A 17938-nucleotide genomic window follows, 5' to 3' on the forward strand; every position below is an offset into this window, starting at 1 on the left:
TTGACAAAAAACGAGTGAGTCAGCCAGATACCCAGCTCGAAAGGCACCGGGCATCTGTGTGCAGGAAGTGATTGTAATATAAATGAATAATCGGGGCAGCCGGTTTAATATAAACCGGCCGTCCATTAATTCCGTGGGGGGGGCATATAATGATCGAATCTGTTTATCGTTATAAGGGTCTGAAAAAGCAATACAATTCTGCCATTCGATTCATCGAAGAAAATATTCGCAATGGACTGGGGAGCAAAATTGCCATATACAGTGAAGATGAACAAGTCACTTATCATGAGCTCCTTAACCTTGTAAACCGTTTTGGAAACGTTCTCAAAAAGATTGGCGTAGAACGTGAAAACCGTGTGCTGCTGCTGACATATGATTCCCCCGAATTTGCGGCTGCGTTCTTTGGGGCTATTAAGATTGGTGCCCTGCCTGTTCCAGTCAACACGATGATGACTCCAGATGACTATGAATATTTTTTAAACAATAGCAGGGCAAAAGTCCTTGTCGTTCATGAAGACTTTTGGAAAAAAATCCAGCACTACAAAAACCGGTTCGTATTCCTCAAACAAGTAATTGTGATTAGCGGACATCCTTATTCCTTTTCCGATGCAATTGACTTCCATGAATTTATCCATGATGCTTCGCCAGAGCTGAATGTGGAAAGCACCTGTGCGGAAGATCCTGCATTCTGGCTATACAGCTCAGGCAGCACTGGAGAGCCAAAAGGAGTCATCCACCTTCAAAGAAGCATGGAGTCAGCATTTAACAATTATGCCAGGAAAGTCTTGAATATCAACGAAAATGATCGTACCTTCTCTGCATCAAAGCTTTTCTTTGCCTACGGGCTTGGAAACGGTTTGTATTTTCCGTTGGGAGCAGGAGGATCAACTATTTTATTAAAAGACAGGCCCACTCCTGAAAAGGTATTTGAAACTATTGTTAACCATAAACCGACCATCTTCTTTGGTGTACCAACACTCTATGGCTCAATGATTAATTATGTGGAGAGTACAGGAACCATTCCCGACCTTTCATCGGTTAGGATTTGTGTATCAGCAGGGGAAGCACTTCCTGCATCTTTTATGAAGAAATGGAAAGAACTGTTCAATCTCGATATATTGGATGGCATAGGCTTGACTGAAGCTCTGCACATTTTTATTTCCAACAACATTGGCGAAATTAAGGCGGGCAGTACAGGAAAAATTGTACCTGGATATAAGGCTAAAATCGTAAATGAAGAATTTCGTGAGGTTTCTCCAAACGAAATTGGAGATTTAGTCATTAGCGGAGAAAGCATCTGTTCTGGCTACTGGTGCAATCTTGAGGAAAACCGGCGCAAGTTTTATGGAGAATGGATGTACACAGGAGATAAATATTATAAGGATGAAGAAGGGCATTTTTGGTATTGCGGCCGTTCTGACGATATGTTGAAGGTTGGTGGGATTTGGGTATCTCCAATTGAAATTGAAACCACTCTTTTTCAGCATGAGCACGTACTTGAGGTAGCCGTCATCGGTGTCAAAAATGAAAATAATCTTATCTATCCAAAAGCTTTCATCGTGTTGCGGCAAGGCATTGAACCGACTGAAGATTTAAAACAAGAACTAAAACTGTATGTAAAACAGACTTTAGCTCCGTATAAATATCCTAGAGAAATTGAATTTATCGAGGAACTGCCAAAAACAGCAACCGGCAAAGTTCAACGATTCAGGTTAAGAACTTCATAGGAATAAAAACAAGATCGTATCCTCAAATAGTCAGATCCACCATCTGGCTATTTTTTGTTAAACCATTTTGCTACATAGGAGGATAAGCAAAGTGACGAGGTTCAACAAGGCTATCATCCAGAAAAACATGGAGGAAGGCCTATTGGCTGCTGGTTCATCTATTCATATTTTAATAACATAATTTATACGAGAGAACAAAAAACATAATGTTTATGAAAATTGATTCTAGTATACTTTCACCTTCTTCCATATAATTCATTATAAACCGGTTACTATTTTACAAAAATCTGCTGGTATTTTATGAAAATTATTATTATGTTTTCTGATTGAAAGGTAAAATTAAGTATTGAATATTAACAAGATTGCAATTAAAATAATATTTAAAATATTCTCTAAACAAAAGAGAATTTTGAAAGCGTTAACAAATAACAAGGGGGGTATTTTGAACATGGTTAGAAGAAGTTGGTTGATTTTGAGTGTATTGGTCATATTGCTTTCAGCCTGCAGCTCGGGTGCCATTAGCACGACCACTTCAGCCGGCAGTAAGAAGGAAAATAATGAGACCATCAAAATTGGTGCTTTATTGCCTTCTACTGGTGTGTATGCTTCGCTAGGCGAAAATGTTTTAAATGGCATGAATCTTTATTTCGAAGAACAAAACTGGGAAGTTGCCGGCAAGAAAATTGAAATCATCCATGAAGATTCAGAGGCAGATCCTCAGGTATCGCCGCGGAAACTCAGGAAATTTATTGAGCAAGACAAAATCGATATATTAACTGGTCCGATCAGTACGGCAGTAGCTTATGCGATTCGGGATGAGGTTGACAAAAATAAACTTCCTTTTCTTGTTTCTCATGCTGGAGGGAATGATTTAACCAGGGGCAAGCGAAGTGATTATATTTGGAGATCGTCGTTCAGTTCATGGCAGATTGGCTATTCCATGGGCGAATGGGCTTATAAAAATGTAGGCAAGAGAATCTATCTTACAGCCGCAGACTACGCTTTTGGCCACGAAGTTGTCGAGGCATTCAAGGAATCGTATACAAAGGCAGGAGGGCAAATCATTGATGAAGTTTATCCGCCACTTGGAAACAATGATTACTCGTCTTATCTTGGAAAAATGAACAGGGATGACTTTGATGGGATATATGCCTTTTTTGCTGGAAGCGATGCGGTCCGCTTTGTACAGCAGTACGAACAATATGGCTTAAAAGGTAAAATACCTCTAATTGGTTCCGGATGGCTGGTAGCTGAAGATGTCCGTCCGCAGCAGGCCCTGTCTGCTGATGGAATCAAATCCTCTATCTTCTGGGATTACAGTTTGGATACAGAGGAGAATAAAAAATTTATTCAAGCATATGAGCAAAAATACAACCAACGCCCAAGTATTGAATCGGCTGAGGGATATGATGCGGCGATGATTATAGCCAAAGCAATTGAATCATTGGATGGGGACGTTTCAGATCCCGATAAACTTCTCGAGGCCATTTCGTCCATCGAACTGAACAGTCCAAGAGGACCTATTAAATTTGATAAAGAAACCCACAACATCATCCAAAATCTTTACATTGTTGAGACAGAAGCTGTAGACGGAGCGACAGAAAACAAAGTCATTGATACAATCCCGCAGGTCGCTGATCCAGGTAAATAATACATTCAGTTTCCTGTAAAGAGGGGGGTTCCGATTTGCCTCTTTCCAGGAAACTATCATAAACAAAAGGTGGGTTACAATGGGGACTTTGTTTCTACAAATCATGAATGCTTTAAGCTATGGTTTTCTCCTTTTTATCATCACATGTGGAATTAGCATTGTATTCGGGATCCTTGGAGTCTTGAATTTGGCTCATGGCTCACTGTATTTACTAGGTTCGTACATTGGATACTCGATGATTATCAAGTCAGGGTTACCGTTTTGGGTTGCCGTATTGGCCGTACCTGTCATCATCGCGTTAATAGGTTTATTGATAGAATTCATTTTGCTCAGGCCAACATATAAACTCGGTCATCTTTCTCAAGTATTGCTAACCTTTGGTCTCGCTTATATTTTTCACGATATTTTTTCCATAGTATGGGGGAAGAACATTCTCTCGGTAACCCCTCCGGAAGCATTAAGTCATTCTGTTGAGATAATCGGATATTCTATCCCGGTTTACCGACTCGCTCTAATTGTGATTGGTTGCTTGATCGCGATCCTGTTATGGTATATACAGGAAAAAACCAGATGGGGGGCTGTCATTAGGGCAGGCTTATCAGATAAAGAAATGGCTGGCGGATTAGGAGTTAATATTCATCTAGTGTTTACAGGGGTATTTTTCTTTGGCAGTTTACTGGCAGGTTTAGGAGGTGTTCTTGGATCTCCCGTACTCGGAATCTATCCCGGAATGGAGTTTCAAATTTTAATCTTATCCCTGGTTGTTCTAGTGGTTGGGGGCTTGGGATCCGTGGCTGGAACTGTTTATGCAAGTGTGTTAGTGGGCTTCGTCGAAACTTTCAGCCGCTTTTTGATTCCGGAACTAAGTTTAATCATTACATTCGCTTTAATGGCCTTGGTGTTAGTCATTCGGCCTCAAGGTCTAATCGGAAGGAGGGTTTAAATGAATAAAGCTGCAGTTCGAGGATTGCTGTTGTTTTTGCTTATGGCGCTTGTCCCATTCTTTTTATCTCTTTATTATGTCAATATTTTAATAGAAATTTTCATATTTGCAGTGTTTGCCATCAGCCTGAATATACTCGTTGGGCAAACAGGATTGATCTCATTGGGACATGCAGCATTTTTTGGTGCGGGGGCATATGCCTCGGGTCTGGCAGCAACTCATCTTAGTTCTAACGTCTTCCTCACAACTGGGATCGGCATGTTGATCGCTTTACTGCTCGCTTTTGTGATTGGATTCATCTCTACAAAAGCACATGGCTTTTACTTCTTAATGCTGACGCTCGCCTGTTCACAAATGTTTTACTCGATTGTTTACCAGTGGACAGATCTGACAGGCGGCTCAAATGGATTGTCGGGCATCCCTGCTCCAGCTCTTTTTAATACAATGGAACTGTCCAATCAAGTGTTTATTTATTATTTTATCTTGGTTATATTTGCCATCCTGTTATTTATCGTCAGCAGGCTATTAAAATCTCCGCTGGGATATGTATTCATTGGCATAAAGGAAAACGAAGAGCGTATGAAATCAATGGGGTATAACACCGCATTTTATAAAAACTTGAGTTTTTTGATTGCCGGGACATTAGGCGGCCTGGCAGGGAGTTTATATGTGATTTTTAACGGCTTTATCTCTCCGGCGGATGTTTACTGGACGATGTCAGGTTCAGTTCTCATTATGGTGCTGATCGGCGGGGCAGGCACCTTATGGGGGCCGGTAATTGGTGCTGCGTTTATCGTTGCCTTGGAAACCCTGATCAGCTCATACACAGAAAATTGGATGATGATTATTGGAACAGCCTTTATCCTGTTTGTCATTTTTGCCCCAAATGGAATTGCAGGAATTGTTACTAGCATACAAAGAAGCTCATTGAAAACGAAAAAAATGAACCCGGAAGAATCTATCTTAAAACCAGTCAGACAGCAAACAAAAATGGATGGATAGGTGGCTGCAAATGGAAAACGAAATCATACTTTCCCTTAAAGGTATTTCAAAACATTTCGGTGGACTTAAGGTAATAGAAGACATTTCTTTGGAAATATCCGTCGGGGAACGGATTGGGCTGATTGGACCGAACGGCGCGGGAAAAACGACATTGTTCAATATGATTGCTGGTGATTTGCTGCCTTCAGGCGGAACAATTTCTTATCTGGGCAGAAATATAAATAGTCATCCAAATTATAAGAGAACGGACGATGGGATTGTCCGTACCTTTCAAAAAAATAATTTAATGATGGGGTTAACGGTTCAGGAAAATTTGCTGCTTGTCTTGCAGCGGATGAACAAAAAGCATAATGAATGGTGGAAACGGTCAAGCAGGAACAATTATGCTTCTTTGTATGAATCGGCTGATAGCATTCTTGATGAATGGTGTCTGCATGAGTACAGCGATCGTGTGGTGAAAGACCTGTCCTATGGAGTACAGCGGCAAATTGAAATGATCCTGGCGATTGCTGGAAAACCAAAATTGTTATTATTGGATGAACCAACTGCCGGAATGTCGCAGGTGGAAACGAACCAGATTATCGAATTAATAAATAAATTGGCCAAAGACGTTACGATCATCATGATTGAACATGATATCGAGGTTTTATTCGGCAACACTGACCGGGTGATCGTACTTCATTCAGGCCGGCTTATTGCTGATGGCAGCCCTGAGGATGTAAGGGAGAATCCTCAAGTAAAGGAAATTTACATGGGGAAGGAAGGAACCGTATATGCTTAAATTACAAAAAGTTAATAGTTATTATGGTTCGAGCCATGTACTCCATGGAGTGAATCTCGAGGTTGCAAAAGGAAAGGTGGTCACCCTCCTCGGCAGGAATGGGATGGGCAAAACGACAACTATCCATTCTATTATGGGCTTTGTACAGAAAAAACAGGGAGAAATCTTCCTTGAAGGTGAAAATATTGTTCAGCTGCAAAGTCACGAGATTGCCAGAAAAGGGGTTGGAATCGTCCCGCAAGGAAGACGGATCTTTCCCAACTTGACGGTGACTGAAAATTTAGCTGTATTTGCAGATCGTGGAAAAGGAGACTGGGATTTGGAACGTATTTTTGACATTTTCCCCCGCTTAAAGGAAAGGGAAAAATCATATGCCGGAACCTTAAGCGGTGGCGAACAATCGATGCTCTCGATCAGCAGGGCCCTGATGCGGAATCCTAAAATACTCCTTCTCGATGAGCCGACTGAAGGACTTTCTCCTCTAATGGTGGAGGAGGTTATGAAGGTTCTCTTGAAATTAAAGGAAGCAGGTATGTCAATGCTTATGGTAGAGCAAAACATTTCAACAGCTTTGAGTATCGCCGATGACGTGTATATTTTAAATAAGGGCAAGATCGTTTATCATGACAAGCCCGAGGATCTCAAGCAAAATATGAATATTGCCTATCAGCATCTGGCCTTGAGCAGCTAGTATTCATCGACTGTTTAGCATCACCGAATTGACAAGGAAAGAATGGTCTTACGTGCCAGCGCGCCATGTATAAGAAAGAGGGGATCTCCCTTGAGGAGAATCCCTTCATAATTTTACTTGTTACTTACCCTCCAAAAAACAGATCAATTACATTTGAAGCAGTGCTTGAATTCTTGTTATAGAATTTGGAATATCCACAGTTCTTGCAAAAAACTACAGATAGATCTAACACCAAAGCCTTCCCGTTTGTGTTAAAAATTTGTGTTATAGGAAAATCAAATTATTTATTTTGAATCTGTTGACTAAAAAAATAATCTCTTATAAAATTTATTCTTAATAAACGGATAATTTAGACAATTCTTAATAACTCAGACTACCATGTTTTATTTTTTAAATAAAACATACCGACCGTTTAGTAGTTAAGCATTTTACAGCCGATGTTTAAAACAGTATGGTAAGGCGACTATACGAATTAAATTTTAGGAGGTTAGGAATGTGACTGTTCAATTATCGGAAAAACAAAAAGAACTCAAAGAGAAGTTTATTCAAGAGAGAGGGTACTGGGCTGAGTTTTGGGACAATGTGCTAAAATTAAATCCGCAATATTTTGAGGCTTATATTAATTTTTCCGCGGTCCCATGGAAAAAAGGCACTCTAGAGCCAAAAGTAAAGGAATTAATATATATTGCAATTGATGCGGCAACAACGCACTTGTACAATCCGGGGACACAGGTTCATATGCAAAATGCAATAAGATACGGCGCTACACAAGAAGAAATCATGGAAGTTTTTGAGTTAACGAGTGTCCTTGGTATTCACACCTGTACGGTGGGTGTACCTATACTTGTTGAAGAATTAAGAAATATCGGTGTTGAAATCGATTCAGATTTAACACAAAAACAAGCTGAATTAAAAGAACAATTTATTAGAGAAAGAGGATACTGGTCTGAGATATGGGACAATTTACTTTCATTAGATCCTGATTTTTTTGAAGCCTATCTTAATCTATCTGCGGTTCCGTGGAAAAATGGACCCCTTGAACCAAAAATTAAAGAATTAATTTATATAGCGATAGATGCAGCAACAACGCATTTGTATGAACCTGGTATACGAATCCATATAAGAAATGCATTAAAATACGGTGCAACTAAGGAAGAAATCATGGAAGTTTTCCAATTAATTAGTGTTCTAGGAATTCATACATTTACGGAAAGTGTGCCATTATTAGTCAATGAATTAAAGAATAAAACAGGACCTATTAAATCATAAATATTCTTAAAAAGGCGAATGGTAAAATCATTTTGCCTTTTGTTTGTACTGTATAAAAATTAAATATTTTGAAAATACCAAAAAATAATTGACTACATACCAACCAGTAGGTATAATTTAAAAAAACATACCGACTGGTTAGTAAATTTGATGGGTGGGATGTATGTGCAGACCAAAATTGTAACGAGATATAGTGAGTCGGATGCTTTAGGCCATATCAGTAATGTGAGTTATCTCATTTATTTTGAACAGGCGCGTGTGGATTTTATTTTAGGTACAAGAATAATTGGCGATATAAAAGATTGGCCTTTTGTTTTGGCTTCAACACATTGTGATTATAAAAAACAGCTTCACGTAAATCAAAATATTGTGGTAAAGACTTTTGTGAAGCGGATTGGGTTACGCAGTTTCACCCTTGGACACCAAATTTTCATTGAGGACACTGGAGAGTTAGCTGCAGAGGGTGAAGGTGTAATAGTCCACTTTGATTTTGTCTTACAAAAAAGCACTCCTCTAACAGATGAGATGATTAAGCGGTTAAAACAATCTGTAGTAATAGAGGAGGAAACACAAACCAGGCAGGAGATAATAAGCTAAGAAATTTTTAAAAAGGAGACTAACATGTCAGAACTAGAAACAGCTATCACACGAAGAAAAGGCGAAGACACGAGAGAAGAAATTTTGGAAATCTCTTTAAGGCTTTTTGTTAGTAAAGGATTTAATTCCACATCAATGCAAGACATAGCTGATGCAGCTGGGATTACAAAAGGCGGATTGTATTATTATGTAAAAAGTAAAGATGATATTCTTTTTTCATTGCACGATCGGTTTATTAATGAGGGGTTATGCCGTCTTGAGATCGTTGACAAACAAACGATGGGAACGAAAGAAAAACTGATTAAATTATTAAACACCCATTTAGAAATCATTTACCAGTATAAAGATGATATTACTTTATTTTTTAAGGAATTTGATCAGCTATCTCCGGATAAATTCAAAATTGTACAAAAAAAACGAGACGAATACTATGATATTTTTTTCAGGACCGTTGAAAAAGGGAAAAATGAGGGAGCTTTTAATGTAGGAGATAGTAAAATTGTTGTCCTTTATATGTTAGGAGCCAGTAATTTTATGTATCAATGGTATAACCCATATGGCAGGATGACGATTGATCAGCTTTCAAATATTTATATCGATTTTGTTCTTAACGGGCTTTGTAAATAGTTTGGCCTAATTATATGAAATAAATTGCAAGTCAGGGAGAGGTTGATATTGAAACTTGACAAACAAGTAATGCTGTCTTTCTATCAAACAATGTTGAAAATTCGTATGTTTGAAGAACGAGTTTCAAAATTGTTTGCTGACGGATATATTCCAGGCTTTTTACACCTGTATGTTGGTCAGGAAGCTGTTGCTACAGGGGTATGTTCAAACCTGACAAAAGATGATTACATAACAAGTACTCATCGCGGACATGGCCACTGTATTGCGAAGGGCGCTGACATGAATCGAATGATGGCTGAACTCTTTGGTAAGGAAACAGGATATTGCAGAGGCAAGGGAGGCTCAATGCACGTAGTCGATGTTGAGTTAGGTATTCTCGGAGCGAATGGGATTGTGGGCGCAGGCTTACCGATAGCCGTTGGGGCTGGGCTAACTGCCAAGAATAAGGGAAAAGGGCAGGTTGTCGTCTCGTTCTTCGGTGAGGGTGCAACAGGGATTGGTTATTTTCACGAAGCGTTGAATATGGCCGCGATTCTAAAATTACCAATCATATTTGTGTGTGAGAGCAACAAATACGCTGAATTTACACCTCGACAAAAACATTTACCTGTTGAAACAGTTGCTGAAAGAGGAGCTGCCTATGGTATAAAGAGCTGCACTGTTGATGGAAACGACGTGACAAAGGTATATGAGAGTTTAAACGATGTTGTAAAACAAGTGCGCGAGGGCTCCGGTCCATTTTTAGTTGAATGTAATACAAACCGCTGGAGCGGCCACTATGAAGGAGATCCCCAGCGATACCGTCCTGAAGGTGAAGCTGAAGAATGGCGAAAAAATGACCCGATTACAAATTTAAAGTCAAGATTAATTGATGAGTATGGCGTTACAGAAAATGAACTTTTCCTAATTTACGACACTGTACAAAATCAATTGGATAAAGCCGAGGATTTTTCTAAAAACAGCAGGTTACCAGTTGCAGAATCAACACTAGAAGATGTTTATGCTTAAGGAGGTGGAATGATGGCGGTAATAAGGTATAACCAAGCGGTAAATTCAGCTCTTCACGAAGAGATGGAAAGAGATAATACAATATTCATAGCAGGTGAAGATGTTGCCGAATCTGGAGGTTCCTTCGGTGTAACAAGAGGATTGGTGCAAAAATTTGGAGCATCAAGGGTGATAGATACTCCAATAAGTGAAGGTGCTATTGTAGGGTTAGCCGTTGGAGCCTCAGCTACCGGACTAAGGCCTGTCGTTGAAATTATGTTTATGGATTTTTTGGCCGTGTGCTTTGACCAAATAATCAATCAGGCTGCAAAGATGCGCTATATGTCGGGTGGCAATATGACATTGCCGCTCGTTGTGAGAACACAAAGTGGTGCAGGATTCAATGCAGGTCCACAACATTCTCAAAGCTTGGAAGCACTTCTAATGCATATTCCGGGGATTAAAGTGGTAATGCCTTCAAATCCATACGATGCGAAAGGCTTACTTAAAACTGCAATACGTGACGACAACCCTGTGATTTTTATAGAAAATAAGATGCTCTATGGTATGAAAGGCGAAGTCCCGGAAGATGAATATACAATCCCATTTGGGAATGCCAATATTATTAACGAGGGGAACGACGTAACGATTGTATCCATTGGCCAAATGGTAAACAAAGTCATTGAAGTTGCAAAAAAATTAAAAGAAGAAGGAATCTCCGCTGAAATCATCGACCCTAGAACAATTACACCACTTGATAAAGATACTATTCTACAATCCGTTGCAAAAACAGGCCGACTAGTAATTGTCCATGAAGCCGTAAAGATAGGCGGTTTTGGAGCAGAAATTGCAGCAATGGTTCAAGAAGAAGCATTTGATTACTTAGACGCACCTATCCAAAGAGTAGCTGCCCCTTTTACACCTGTACCTTTTAGTAAACCACTCGAAAATTATTACATGCCTAGCGAAGACCGGATAATCGAAGCTGTTAAAAATATTTGCAAAGGCAGACAGTTTTCATTCACATAAAACAGGGAGGGGAAGGTTTGATTCAATTGCCTAAAAAATCTTTTATCGCTTCACCAAGGGCCAGGGCAAAATCCAAGAAACTAAGTATAGATTTAAATGAAGTAACTGGAAGCGGACCATCCGGAAGAATTATAGAAGAGGACGTCATCTTTTTCTATAATAATACGGATAGTGAAGGTCTGTCTCCGACAGTAGAAAACCGTAAAATAACCCCGCTTGCAAAAAAGATCGCTATTGTAGAAAACTTAGATTTAAATGCTATGCAGGGTAGCGTCATTAATGGAAAAATTACTAGCAAAGTCATACGAGATGCCCTGAACAGGAAAAATAGTACACAATATAAAGTCACTGATACGTTCCCATTGGAAGTAAATAAGAAGCCTTTAACCGGTATTAGAAGAACAATTGCTAATCGAATGAGTGCGAGTAAGAGAGATATTCCACATGTCACGTTAACCGTAAAAACGGAAGCCACACAACTGGTTAAGTATCGAAGTGAAATCAATGAACAACTAAATGGCCGGGTTAAGGTGAGTTTCACTGATTTACTCGTTAAAATAGCGGCCGAGTGTCTGCGGCAAAATCCACTGATTAATATATCTCTCATTGATAACGAAATTATTTATCACAATGATATTAATGTAGGGATTGCAGTTGCATTAGATGAAGGACTGGTCGTTCCAGTAGTAAAAAGCCCGGATAAAATGTCTATTGAGGACATTGCCTTGGATCGCAGAGACATCGTCTCTAAAGCAAGAAATGGAAAATTGAAGCCAAGTCATCTTCAAAACGGAAGATTCACCATTAGCAATCTGGGCATGTATGAGGTAGACGCATTTACTCCTATTATCAATCCACCTGAAACCGCCATTCTTGGTGTAGGGCGGATAATAGACGATGTGATTGTAGAAAATGGAACTCTTCGATTTGGAAAAACATTGGTTCTGTCGCTTTCGTTTGATCATCGGGTTATTGACGGAGCCCCAGCAGCTTCATTTCTGGAAAAGGTGAAACGCTTAATTGAAGACCCAGTAAAGATTGAAAATACTGTTTAATTAGGGGAAGTGCAAAATGAAGAAGGAAATCATTGTCCCGAAGGCAGGATTAACCATGACAGAAGCCACCATCGCAACTTGGGCAGTTTCTGAAGGGGAGCATGTAAAAAAAGATCAGGTCATAGCTGATATTATGACTGAAAAGATTACCGTTGAAGTAGTTTCACCTGATGATGGAAGAATTGAATCGATTCTTAAGAAGGAAGGGGAAACTGTACAGGTTGGGGAATCGTTAGCCACTCTCGTTACAAACGCTAATAGCGGAGGAGAAAAACCAGAGCATCCTCAACCAGCCATTCAAGGTAACGAAAAAACTAATGCAGGACAAAATGAAACCGCTTACCAATCATTTGATGTAGTAGTGATAGGCGGAGGCCCAGGTGGTTATGTAGCAGCAATTCGGGCAGCACAGCTAGGCGGCAAGGTTGCTTTAATCGAACAAAAAGAGTTAGGCGGAGTGTGTTTAAACTCTGGTTGTATACCCACAAAGACGTTATTAAAGGGATCTGAATTAACAAAACTACATAAAAAAGCAGCAGATTTCGGAGTTTTTTTCAGTACCCCTAGTATTGATTTCCCAAAATTAATAGAAAAAAAGGATGCTATAGTGAGCCAGCTCCAAACTGGAGTTTTACAGCTTCTCCAAAAGAATAAGGTACAAATAATTAATGCTACAGGAACGGTAGTTTCCCCCCAAAAAGTAGATGTACAAAAAAGAAATGGAGAAAGCGAGCTGCTCCACGCTAAGCACATCATTCTAGCTACTGGCTCTAAACCTGTTCTGCCTAGCATCCCTGGACTTAATGAGTCAAGACCGATGACAAGTGAAGAGGCATTATTTCACACTAAATTACCCGCAAGCATAGCAATAATTGGAGCTGGAGCAATAGGATGTGAGTTTGCAGGGATTTATGCGCCTCTTGGTGTAAAAGTAACCTTAATTGAAAGTGCAAATGAGATACTCCCAGGAATTGATGAGGATATCGCAAATTTCTTGAAAAGGTCACTGATAAAAGATGAAGTAAACATCATTACGTCTGCCAGAATAAAAGAAGTTTCAAACGATGGAAAACAAAAAACATTGTATATAGAACATAGCAATGATTATCACAAAGTACAGGTTGAGCAAATATTAGTAGCAGCGGGCAGGATGCCGAATTTAGATGTTATCAAAAGTATCGGTTTAAAAACCGAAAACGGCAGAGTGTGGGTGGATGAAAATCTTAAAACCAGTGTATCTTCCATCTTTGCCGTAGGCGATCTAACAGGAATTGAAAATTTAGCACATGTCGCCTCTGCCCAGGGAATCATCGCAGCAGAAAACTGCCTCGGCCAAAATCGAAAGATGGACTATCAGTTTGTGCCTAAGTGTATTTATACATCGCCTGAAATCGCATCTGTTGGATTAACTGAAGCAGAAGCGACACAAAAAGGCCTGAAGTACCAGGTTGGAAAATATTATTTCAACCACAATGGCCGTGCTTTAACAAATGGAGAATCCGAAGGCTTTATAAAAGTGCTAAGAGAAGAAAAATACAATCAGATTCTCGGAGTTCATATTATTGGGTATCATGCCTCTGAACTCATAGCTGAAGCAACACTTGCTCTAAACCTGGAATCAACCACAGAAGAACTTGGTTCAACAATCCATCCGCATCCAACCCTTTCAGAAGGATTAATGGAGGCCGCGTTATCAAGTATGAATATAGCGATTCATTCGTAAAGGAAGGAATGGTATAAAAATGGAAACCATAACAAAAAAGCTAAGATTTATAAGTCTTGATGTTGCAGATAAAATTGCGATTTTAACAATCAATCGTCCAGAAGCGTTAAACGCCATTGATGAATTAGTTTTAGATGAATTAGAAACAACATTTAACCAAATTGAACACAATGAGAATATTCATGTTGTAGTTATCACTGGTGCAGGGGATAAAGCATTTGTTGCCGGTGGTGACATTGCGGCGATGAAGCAAATGACAATGCTTGAAGGAGAGCGGTTTGTCTACAGAGGGCAAAGGGTGCTCAGCCAGATTGAAAACAGTAATAAAGTGGTCATAGCTGCACTTAACGGCTACACACTTGGAGGCGGCATGGAGTTATGTATGGCTTGTGATATCAGAATCGCTTCAGAAAAAGCTCAGCTAGGCCTCCCGGAAGTTTGTATTGGGCTCTATCCAGGTTGGGGAGGAACCCAGCGTTTAGTCAGATTGGTTGGCAAAGGAATCGCGAAAGAGCTGGTGTTCACAGGAAACCGTATCACAGCAGACCGTGCAAAAGAGCTGGGCATCGTTAATCGTGTAGTGAAACATGAAGAGCTATTAATTGAATGTAATAAGCTGGCTGAAAACATTTTAAACAATAGCCCGGTTGCTGTGATGCAAGCAAAGAAAGCAATCAATAAAGGAAGCGAAATATCTTTAGACAATGCATTGGCGCTTGAAGCGGAAGCATGGCTTGTTAACTTTACAACAGAGGATCGTGTAGAAGGTTTAAGTTCATTCCTAGAAAAACGAAAACCTGCTTATAAAGGCAAATAAAAAAAAGTTGGTAGTTTATTTCCCCTTAGAACTGATTTTATTATCTATCCTGTACAAACATTTGCTTGAAAAGATAGATCTGCGTATCAAATTCATCTCTGTAAATGCCAGTAGGTAAAAGACCTGCTTGTTAATATTATTCTACAACCACATCGAAGATAAAACATTCCATTTTAACTCGCTTTTATACACATTTTTTAATCAGGGAAACAAAACAACAATCAAAGGGGGATTCCAATGAAGTTTGAAGGAAATCTCAACTATTCGTCAGTGATAAGGAGGTGGGCGCGAGAGCAGCCGGAGAAAGAGGTTATTGTTTACCAGGATCGGAGAATAACTTACAAGGAATTTAATAATAGAGTTAGTGCTCTTGCACAAGGATTGCTGAATCTGGGTGTGAAAAAAGGTGATATTATAGGAATTCTACTTTATAACTGTTCGGAGTTCCTAGAGATTATTTTTGCTGCTAACCGAATCGGCGCTGTCTTCCTTCCTTTAAACTTCAGATTGGCTGCAGATGAAATATCATACATATTAAATCATGCAGGAGCCAATGTACTCGTGACTGAAGGAGATTTTCACGAAACGATTGATTCAATTAGGGATGAATTAAATGAAATACATCATTATATTACACTATCAAATGAATTGAACTCAAATTGGAAATCATATCACAATATGATTTCCACCAATAGTGGGATACATGTTCCTGATGCCCACATAGAATTAAGCGATTTGCACCGGTTGATGTATACATCTGGAACTACCTCACGGCCAAAAGGGGTAATGATTTCGTACGAAAACCTATATTGGAAAAATATTGGACACATATGGACTTTTGATATAGTTCCCGAAGATAAAACATTAATAACCGGCCCGATGTATCATGTTGGGGGCTTAGATTTAACTACAACCGGGACATTATACAGGGGCGGCAGTGTCGTCATAATGAGGAATTTCAACCCTCAGAAATTACTTGAAACAATAGAAGCGGAAAGACCAACGAATGTCTGGTTAGCACCCGCGATGATTATTATGCTTCTCCAAAAAGATAATATTAGAGATTATAATCTAGATTCCATTCGTTACATTATCGCGGGTGGAGAGAGAATGCCAGAATCCCTTATTAAAAACGTACAGGATATTTTTAAAAACGCATGGTTCTGTGATGCTTATGGCCTAACAGAAACTGTATCCGGCGATACATTTGTTCCTCGCGATAAAACTTTTGAAAAATTAGGTTCAGTCGGTATCCCTTGTATTCATTTAGATGTCAGGGTGGTTGACCACAATGGAGCAGACGTTCCACCTGGTGAGGTTGGGGAGATTGTGCTGCGAGGTCCAAAAGTAACAAAGGGATACTGGAAAAATGAAGAAGCTACCAAAAATGCTATCAAAAATGGATGGTTTCACACGGGAGATATGGGGCGTCTAGATGAGGATGGATACCTATATATACTTGACCGTAAGAAAGACATGATTATCAGTGGTGGGGAAAATATCGCTTCTCTCGAGGTTGAGCGAGTTCTTTATGAACACCCCAGCATCTTAGAAGCTGCTGTAGTTGGCATACCACATCAGAAATGGGGGGAAGTTCCAAAGGCATTTATCGTAGTTAAAGAGGGAGAAAGTATAACAATGGATGAAATAAAGAACTTCTGCGTTAATAAGCTGGCAAAGTTTAAGATTCCTAAGCAATTTGAAATTATAAAAGAGTTACCAAGAAATCCATCTGGAAAAGTTCTTAAAAGAATTCTTCGAGAAAAAAATCAAGATCAGGAGGAAACATATGAATTTCATAATCACCGATGAACAACAAATGCTTAAAGAGGGAGTAAGAAAAATTGCTCAAAAATATGATACTGAATACTGGAGAGAAAAGGATGCCAAGCATGAATTCCCTCACGAATTATGGAGGGCTCTTGGTGAAAATGGTTTTATTGGCGTTGCCATTCCAGAAGAATATGGCGGCGTAGGCCTTGGATTGCTTGAAATGGCAATGGTTATAGAAGAACTTGCGAAAGCTGGTGCAGGTTCTACCGTAGGGCAATTATTTATGCTAACACCTATTTTTGGCGGAGTAACGATACAGCTTCACGGAAGTGAGGAGCAAAAACAGGAATATTTACCAAAAATAGCTTCTGGTGAACTCAATTTCTGTATGGCCTTGACTGAACCAAATGCAGGGAGCAACTCACTCGAAATTACCACTTTTGCGAAAAAGGATGGAGATCATTACATCATAGATGGTCAGAAAATTTGGATTTCTGGTGTTGATGTTGCCGATAAGATGCTGCTTGTTGCGAGAACTACAAGAATCGATGAGGTAAATAAAAAAACAGAGGGCATTAGTTTATTTTTAGTAGATACAAAGGATCCTGCCATTACCGCTCAGGCAATTGATAAGGTTGGAACACACACTGTACGTTCAGATACTGTATTCATTGAAAATTTAAAAGTCCATAAAGATAACTTGATCGGTGAAGAAGGAAAAGGCTGGCGTTACTTGATTGATACTTTAAACGCTGAAAGAATCGTTACCACCGCTGGATTAATAGGAACTGGCCAGCTAGCGATCAAACTAGCCGTAAACTATGCAAAAGAAAGAGTCGTTTTCAATAATACACCGATTGGGACATATCAAGGTCTTCAATTCCCGCTCGCCAAGCATAGTGCGGAAATTGAGGTCGCACAATTGATGAACTATAAAGCAGCCTGGTTGTATGATCAATCTCTGCCAAATGGTTCTGAAGCAAATACAGCCAAATTAATAGCTGGTCATGCCGCCTTCGATGTGTGCGATCGAGCAATGCAAATTATGGGTGGATACGGCTATGCCAGAGAATACCATATAGAACGTATCTGGCGGGATGTTCGTTTATTCAAAATTGCTCCTGTTTCTGAGGAAATGATTTTAAACTTCATAGCAACGCATAATTTAGGATTGCCAAGATCTTATTAGATGCTCGTATTCATCAGGTAGTGTAAAAAGTTCTATGAAAACTCGGCTTTGAGGGTTCCGTTCTGCCACAAAACAGA

At 39.5% G+C, this 17938-nt stretch carries 16 protein-coding genes and 1 pseudogene; 16 read left to right on the plus strand and 1 reads right to left on the minus strand.

Annotated features, from left to right (window positions below; genetic code table 11):
• Nucleotides 1–149: 149 nt before the first annotated feature.
• From CU633_RS04190 to CU633_RS04215, 6 genes are all read left to right on the plus strand, one after another.
• Nucleotides 150–1727 (plus strand): benzoate-CoA ligase family protein, encoded by a 1578-nt coding sequence (locus tag CU633_RS04190; protein WP_101658470.1) that lies wholly within the window; start codon nucleotides 150–152, stop codon nucleotides 1725–1727.
• 448 nt (nucleotides 1728–2175) lie between these two features.
• Nucleotides 2176–3378 carry an ABC transporter substrate-binding protein gene (locus tag CU633_RS04195; RefSeq protein ID WP_180954851.1) on the plus strand — a complete coding sequence of 401 codons (1203 nt, stop codon included), beginning with the start codon at nucleotides 2176–2178 and terminating at the stop codon, nucleotides 3376–3378.
• Between the two features lie 79 nt (nucleotides 3379–3457).
• Nucleotides 3458–4321, plus strand: a complete 864-nt coding sequence (locus tag CU633_RS04200) for a branched-chain amino acid ABC transporter permease (protein WP_101658472.1) — start codon at nucleotides 3458–3460, stop codon at nucleotides 4319–4321.
• Nucleotides 4322–5323 (plus strand): branched-chain amino acid ABC transporter permease, encoded by a 1002-nt coding sequence (locus CU633_RS04205; protein WP_101658473.1) that lies wholly within the window; start codon nucleotides 4322–4324, stop codon nucleotides 5321–5323.
• 10 nt (nucleotides 5324–5333) lie between these two features.
• On the plus strand, nucleotides 5334–6104 hold the full coding sequence (locus tag CU633_RS04210) for an ABC transporter ATP-binding protein (protein WP_101658474.1): 771 nt from the start codon (nucleotides 5334–5336) through the stop codon (nucleotides 6102–6104).
• Nucleotides 6097–6795, plus strand: a complete 699-nt coding sequence (locus CU633_RS04215; RefSeq protein WP_101658475.1) for an ABC transporter ATP-binding protein — start codon at nucleotides 6097–6099, stop codon at nucleotides 6793–6795. The genes CU633_RS04210 and CU633_RS04215 overlap by 8 nt, the downstream gene beginning before the upstream one ends.
• A 124-nt stretch (nucleotides 6796–6919) precedes the next feature.
• Here CU633_RS04215 and CU633_RS23245 read toward each other — a convergent pair.
• A pseudogene (locus CU633_RS23245) lies at nucleotides 6920–7012 on the minus strand (zinc ribbon domain-containing protein); the annotation flags it as partial.
• A 278-nt stretch (nucleotides 7013–7290) separates the two neighbouring features.
• On the opposite strand from CU633_RS23245, the gene CU633_RS04225 reads away from it, so the two are divergent.
• The 10 genes from CU633_RS04225 to CU633_RS04270 all read left to right on the plus strand — a co-directional run bounded on the left by CU633_RS04225 (nucleotide 7291) and on the right by CU633_RS04270 (nucleotide 17861).
• Complete coding sequence (locus CU633_RS04225; protein ID WP_101658477.1) at nucleotides 7291–8064, plus strand: carboxymuconolactone decarboxylase family protein; 774 nt, start codon at nucleotides 7291–7293, stop codon at nucleotides 8062–8064.
• 165 nt (nucleotides 8065–8229) lie between these two features.
• Entirely contained in the window at nucleotides 8230–8661 is a 432-nt protein-coding gene (locus tag CU633_RS04230; protein WP_180954852.1) for an acyl-CoA thioesterase, read from the plus strand.
• A gap of 24 nt (nucleotides 8662–8685) precedes the next feature.
• Entirely contained in the window at nucleotides 8686–9288 is a 603-nt protein-coding gene (locus CU633_RS04235) for a TetR/AcrR family transcriptional regulator (RefSeq protein ID WP_101658479.1), read from the plus strand.
• A gap of 69 nt (nucleotides 9289–9357) precedes the next feature.
• Nucleotides 9358–10296: a thiamine pyrophosphate-dependent dehydrogenase E1 component subunit alpha gene (locus tag CU633_RS04240; protein WP_101658493.1), complete on the plus strand. Its 939-nt coding sequence runs from the start codon at nucleotides 9358–9360 to the stop codon at nucleotides 10294–10296.
• Between the two features lie 9 nt (nucleotides 10297–10305).
• Nucleotides 10306–11304, plus strand: coding sequence for an alpha-ketoacid dehydrogenase subunit beta (locus tag CU633_RS04245; protein ID WP_219620943.1), 999 nt, complete (start codon nucleotides 10306–10308; stop codon nucleotides 11302–11304).
• 17 nt (nucleotides 11305–11321) lie between these two features.
• Nucleotides 11322–12359 (plus strand): dihydrolipoamide acetyltransferase family protein, encoded by a 1038-nt coding sequence (locus CU633_RS04250; protein ID WP_180954853.1) that lies wholly within the window; start codon nucleotides 11322–11324, stop codon nucleotides 12357–12359.
• Nucleotides 12360–12375: 16 nt separating this feature from the next.
• A complete protein-coding gene (lpdA, locus tag CU633_RS04255; protein ID WP_101658482.1) occupies nucleotides 12376–14082 on the plus strand; it encodes a dihydrolipoyl dehydrogenase in 1707 nt (568 codons plus the stop codon).
• A 19-nt stretch (nucleotides 14083–14101) separates the two neighbouring features.
• A complete protein-coding gene (locus CU633_RS04260) occupies nucleotides 14102–14899 on the plus strand; it encodes an enoyl-CoA hydratase/isomerase family protein (protein ID WP_101658483.1) in 798 nt (265 codons plus the stop codon).
• Between the two features lie 237 nt (nucleotides 14900–15136).
• Entirely contained in the window at nucleotides 15137–16711 is a 1575-nt protein-coding gene (gene menE / locus CU633_RS04265; RefSeq protein ID WP_101658484.1) for an o-succinylbenzoate--CoA ligase, read from the plus strand.
• Nucleotides 16689–17861: an acyl-CoA dehydrogenase family protein gene (locus CU633_RS04270; RefSeq protein WP_101658485.1), complete on the plus strand. Its 1173-nt coding sequence runs from the start codon at nucleotides 16689–16691 to the stop codon at nucleotides 17859–17861. The genes menE and CU633_RS04270 overlap by 23 nt, the downstream gene beginning before the upstream one ends.
• Nucleotides 17862–17938 lie beyond the last annotated feature (77 nt).

Source organism: Bacillus sp. V3-13, from assembly GCF_002860165.1.
In the GTDB taxonomy this organism is placed as follows: Bacteria; Bacillota; Bacilli; order Bacillales; family Cytobacillaceae; genus Bacillus_BJ.

What these genes read in the sequence shown, in the direction of transcription:
- CU633_RS04235 (WP_101658479.1), top strand. Translation starts at nt 8,686, where the DNA reads ATGTCAGAACTAGAAACAGCTATCACACGAAGAAAAGGCGAAGACACG.
- CU633_RS04270 (WP_101658485.1), top strand. Translation starts at nt 16,689, where the DNA reads ATGAATTTCATAATCACCGATGAACAACAAATGCTTAAAGAGGGAGTA.
- CU633_RS04210 (WP_101658474.1), top strand. Translation starts at nt 5,334, where the DNA reads ATGGAAAACGAAATCATACTTTCCCTTAAAGGTATTTCAAAACATTTC.
- lpdA (WP_101658482.1), top strand. Translation starts at nt 12,376, where the DNA reads ATGAAGAAGGAAATCATTGTCCCGAAGGCAGGATTAACCATGACAGAA.
- CU633_RS04245 (WP_219620943.1), top strand. Translation starts at nt 10,306, where the DNA reads ATGATGGCGGTAATAAGGTATAACCAAGCGGTAAATTCAGCTCTTCAC.
- menE (WP_101658484.1), top strand. Translation starts at nt 15,137, where the DNA reads ATGAAGTTTGAAGGAAATCTCAACTATTCGTCAGTGATAAGGAGGTGG.
- CU633_RS04215 (WP_101658475.1), top strand. Translation starts at nt 6,097, where the DNA reads ATGCTTAAATTACAAAAAGTTAATAGTTATTATGGTTCGAGCCATGTA.
- CU633_RS04200 (WP_101658472.1), top strand. Translation starts at nt 3,458, where the DNA reads ATGGGGACTTTGTTTCTACAAATCATGAATGCTTTAAGCTATGGTTTT.
- CU633_RS04205 (WP_101658473.1), top strand. Translation starts at nt 4,322, where the DNA reads ATGAATAAAGCTGCAGTTCGAGGATTGCTGTTGTTTTTGCTTATGGCG.
- CU633_RS04260 (WP_101658483.1), top strand. Translation starts at nt 14,102, where the DNA reads ATGGAAACCATAACAAAAAAGCTAAGATTTATAAGTCTTGATGTTGCA.
- CU633_RS04240 (WP_101658493.1), top strand. Translation starts at nt 9,358, where the DNA reads ATGCTGTCTTTCTATCAAACAATGTTGAAAATTCGTATGTTTGAAGAA.
- CU633_RS04195 (WP_180954851.1), top strand. Translation starts at nt 2,176, where the DNA reads ATGGTTAGAAGAAGTTGGTTGATTTTGAGTGTATTGGTCATATTGCTT.
- CU633_RS04190 (WP_101658470.1), top strand. Translation starts at nt 150, where the DNA reads ATGATCGAATCTGTTTATCGTTATAAGGGTCTGAAAAAGCAATACAAT.